Below are 3575 nucleotides of genomic sequence, written 5' to 3'. Positions count from 1 at the left end.
AGGGGGGCTGCCGCGGCGCCGGCGGCCATCAGGCCCAGTGCGGCCTCTCGGCGGGTCGTGGTCATGTTCGGGCGTTCCTCCGCAAGGTGGACACATCCCCATGTGCAGAGCGGTTAGTAGCATCGTTGGAAGGGTTCTGTCAGGGGGGCGGCGGCCTGGAAACCGGACGGAAAGGGTTTTCTGTCACATGCGGTTCCATGATCCGGTTCGGACTTGCAATCGCTTTCGCGCTCCTCGCCGGCCCTGCGCTGGCGGCCCCCAAGAAGGAGGGCAAGAGCGATGTCGGGCAATATGTGGACCTGCAGCCGATCGGTCTGCCGATCGTGGCCGACCGCCGGGTGGTGAACTACGTCTTCGTCAATATCCGGATCAACCTCACCGACGGGGCCAACGCCGCAAAGTTGCGCGAGATGGAGCCCTTCTTTCGTGACGCCCTGGTGCGGGCAGGGCATCGCAGTCCGTTCACGCTGCCTTCCGATCTTGGCAAGATCGATGCAGCGCGGCTGACCGCCACCCTGACAAAGGACGCCAATCGCATCGCCGGCCCGGGGCAGATTCGCTCTGTCGTTGTGACCTCCCAGGCCCCTCAGCGGCGGATGTCGACGCCGCGCGCCTGACGCAAGACGATCTCCTCGTCGCTCCCGGTTGCGTCCGCAGGGGAAACCCGAGTAGCTTCCGCCCTCTTTCCGTCCGGGCATCCTATTCCGGCGGGGTTTTGGGGAACACGCGAGGGGCTGGGCGCCGCCCGACGATCACGAACGGTGATCGCCGAATCCGGCCCGCGCACAAAGTCGCAGAGGGGCGATCCACCTATGAATTCGGTTCTATTGCTGGTCATCGGCGCGGGCTTACTGGCGGTGCTGTATGGCGCCGTGCAGACAGCGGCGCTGATGCGTCAATCGCCGGGCAACGCCCGGATGCAGGAAATCGCCGCGGCGATCCAAGAGGGCGCGCAGGCCTATCTGAAGCGTCAGTACACCGCGATCTCGATCGTCGGGGTGGTGGTTCTGGTCGCCCTCTGGGTTCTGCTGGGCGCCTATGCCGCGATCGGCTTCCTGATCGGCGCGGTGCTTTCGGGCGCGGCGGGCTTTGTGGGCATGCTGATCTCGGTGCGGGCCAATGTGCGCACCGCCCAGGCGGCCTCCGAGAGCCTGGCCAAGGGCCTGAGCCTCGCCTTCACCTCGGGCGCCATCACCGGACTCCTGGTGGCGGGTTTCGCCCTGATCGGCGTGGCGGGCTACTACGCCTACCTGACCGATGTGGCCGGTTTGGCTCCGTCGGATCGTCACGTCATCGACGGGCTGGTCTCGCTGGGCTTCGGCGCCTCGCTGATCTCCATCTTCGCCCGTCTGGGCGGGGGCATCTTCACCAAGGGCGCTGACGTCGGCGGCGACATGGTGGGCAAGGTCGAGGCCGGCATCCCCGAGGATGACCCGCGCAACGCCGCAACCATCGCTGACAACGTGGGCGACAATGTCGGCGACTGCGCCGGCATGGCCGCCGACCTGTTCGAGACCTATGCGGTGACCACGGTCGCCACCATGGTTCTGGCGGCGATCTTCTTCGGCGGCTCGGCCATGCTGGGCAGCGTAATGCTGCTGCCGTTGGCGATCTGCGGCGTCTGCATCATCACCTCGATCCTGGGGACCTTCGCGGTGCGGCTTGGCAAGTCTGGCTCGATCATGGGCGCCCTCTACCAGGGCCTGATCGTCACCGGCGTGTTGTCGGCTATCGCGCTCTGGTTCCTGATCCCGTCGCTCATCACCGAGCCGTTGACGGTCAACGTCGGCACGCCGTTCGAGAAGACTTTCGACGCCATGGCGCTGTTCTGGTGCTCGATGGCCGGCCTGGTGATCACCGCACTGATCGTGATGATCACCGAGTACTACACCGGCACCAACTTCCGACCGGTGAAGTCGGTGGCCCAGGCCTCGGTCTCGGGTCACGGGACCAACGTGATCCAGGGCCTGGCCATGAGCCTGGAGGCCTGCGCGGCCCCGGCCATCGTGATCATCTTCGGCATCATTGTGACCTACAACCTGGCGGGCCTGTTCGGCATCGCCATCGCCACGACCGCCATGCTTTCGCTGGCGGGCTTCATCGTGGCCCTCGACGCCTTCGGCCCGGTGACGGACAACGCCGGCGGCATCGCGGAAATGGCGGGCCTGCCGCCGGAAGTGCGCGTCACCACCGACGCGCTCGACGCCGTGGGCAACACCACCAAGGCGGTCACCAAGGGCTACGCCATCGGATCGGCCGGCCTGGGCGCCCTGGTGCTCTTCGCCGCCTACACCGAAGACCTGAAGTACTTCGCGACCAGCGCCGCGCCGGGCTCATTCTTCTACGAAATGGGTGAAGTGCGGTTCGACCTGTCGAACCCCTACGTGGTGGTCGGCCTGCTGTTCGGCGGCCTGCTGCCCTTCCTGTTCGGCGGCATGTCGATGACCGCGGTGGGCCGTGCGGCTCAGTCGGTGGTGGTGGAAGTCCGCCGTCAGTTCCGGGAGAACCCCGGGATCATGACCGGCGAGGTCAAGCCCGAATACGGCCGCGCCGTGGACATCCTGACCAAAGCGGCGATCCGCGAGATGATCGTGCCGTCGCTGCTCCCGGTGGTCAGCCCGGTCGTGCTGTTCTTCGCGATCAATGCGATCGCCGGCAAGGTCGACGCCTTCGCCGCCGTCGGCGCCATGCTGATGGGGGTGATCGTCACCGGCCTGTTCGTCGCCATCTCGATGACCTCGGGCGGCGGCGCCTGGGACAACGCCAAGAAGGTGATCGAAGAGGGCTTCACCGACCGGGACGGCGTGCTGCACGCCAAGGGGTCTGAGGCCCACAAGGCGGCCGTGACGGGCGATACCGTCGGCGACCCCTACAAGGACACGTCGGGTCCCGCCGTGAACCCGATGATCAAGATCACCAACATCGTGGCGCTTCTGCTGCTGGCGGTTCTCGCCGCTCAGTAGGGGACAGCCCCGGAACGACGACGGCCCCGGAACTCGCGTTCCGGGGCCGTTTTCGTGTGCGCCGTGGAAAAAGCCGCCTTAGATCCGGCTGGGGATCACCACCGGCAGGGTCTCGAAGCCGTGCACGAATGACGACCAGTTCAGGACCGGCTCGCCGACGACGCGGATCTCCGGGAAGCGCTTGAGGATCTCCTCCCAGATGATGGTGAGCTGCATCTCGGCCACGCGGTTGCCCACGCAGCGGTGGACGCCGAAGCCGAACGACATGTGCTGGCGCGGGCGTTCGCGGTCGATGATGAACTCGTTCGGGCGGTCGATGACGTCTTCGTCCCGGTTGCCCGAGATGTACCACATGGCCACCCGCTCGCCGGCGCGAATGGTCTTGCCGCCGATCTCCACATCACGGGTCGCGACGCGCGCCATGTGGGCCAGCGGGGTCTGCCAACGGATGGTTTCGGAGACCATCGAAAGGATCAAGTCCGGGTTGGCCCGCAGCTTGGCGTACTGATCGGGGTTCTTGTTCAGGGAATAGACGCTGCTGGAGATGGTGTTCCGGGTGGTGTCGTTGCCGCCGACAATCAGCAGGATGACGTTGCCCTGATAGGTCTCCAG

At 66.1% G+C, this 3575-nt stretch carries 3 protein-coding genes; 2 read left to right on the top strand and 1 reads right to left on the bottom strand.

The features are described 5' to 3' along the window. Positions 1 to 197 precede the first annotated feature (197 nt). Complete coding sequence (locus ACIQ3R_RS16475) at positions 198 to 617, top strand: hypothetical protein (protein WP_397419939.1); 420 nt, start codon at positions 198 to 200, stop codon at positions 615 to 617. A 195-nt stretch (positions 618 to 812) separates the two neighbouring features. Next, positions 813 to 2963 (top strand): sodium-translocating pyrophosphatase, encoded by a 2151-nt coding sequence (locus ACIQ3R_RS16470; protein WP_397419938.1) that lies wholly within the window; start codon positions 813 to 815, stop codon positions 2961 to 2963. Positions 2964 to 3041: 78 nt separating this feature from the next. Here ACIQ3R_RS16470 and ACIQ3R_RS16465 read toward each other — a convergent pair. Next, positions 3042 to 3575: cytochrome P450 (locus tag ACIQ3R_RS16465; protein WP_397419937.1), on the bottom strand; the 534-nt coding region annotated here is incomplete at its 5' end.

It is taken from the genome of Phenylobacterium sp. (assembly GCF_044371015.1).
In the GTDB taxonomy this organism is placed as follows: Bacteria; Pseudomonadota; Alphaproteobacteria; order Caulobacterales; family Caulobacteraceae; genus Phenylobacterium.
The sequence above is the reverse complement of the archived record's forward strand: the minus strand, read 5'-3'. Positions and strand labels throughout refer to the sequence as shown.

Excerpts from the sequence above, each read along its gene's own strand:
- ACIQ3R_RS16470 (WP_397419938.1), top strand. The coding sequence starts at position 813 with ATGAATTCGGTTCTATTGCTGGTCATCGGCGCGGGCTTACTGGCGGTG.
- ACIQ3R_RS16475 (WP_397419939.1), top strand. The coding sequence starts at position 198 with ATGATCCGGTTCGGACTTGCAATCGCTTTCGCGCTCCTCGCCGGCCCT.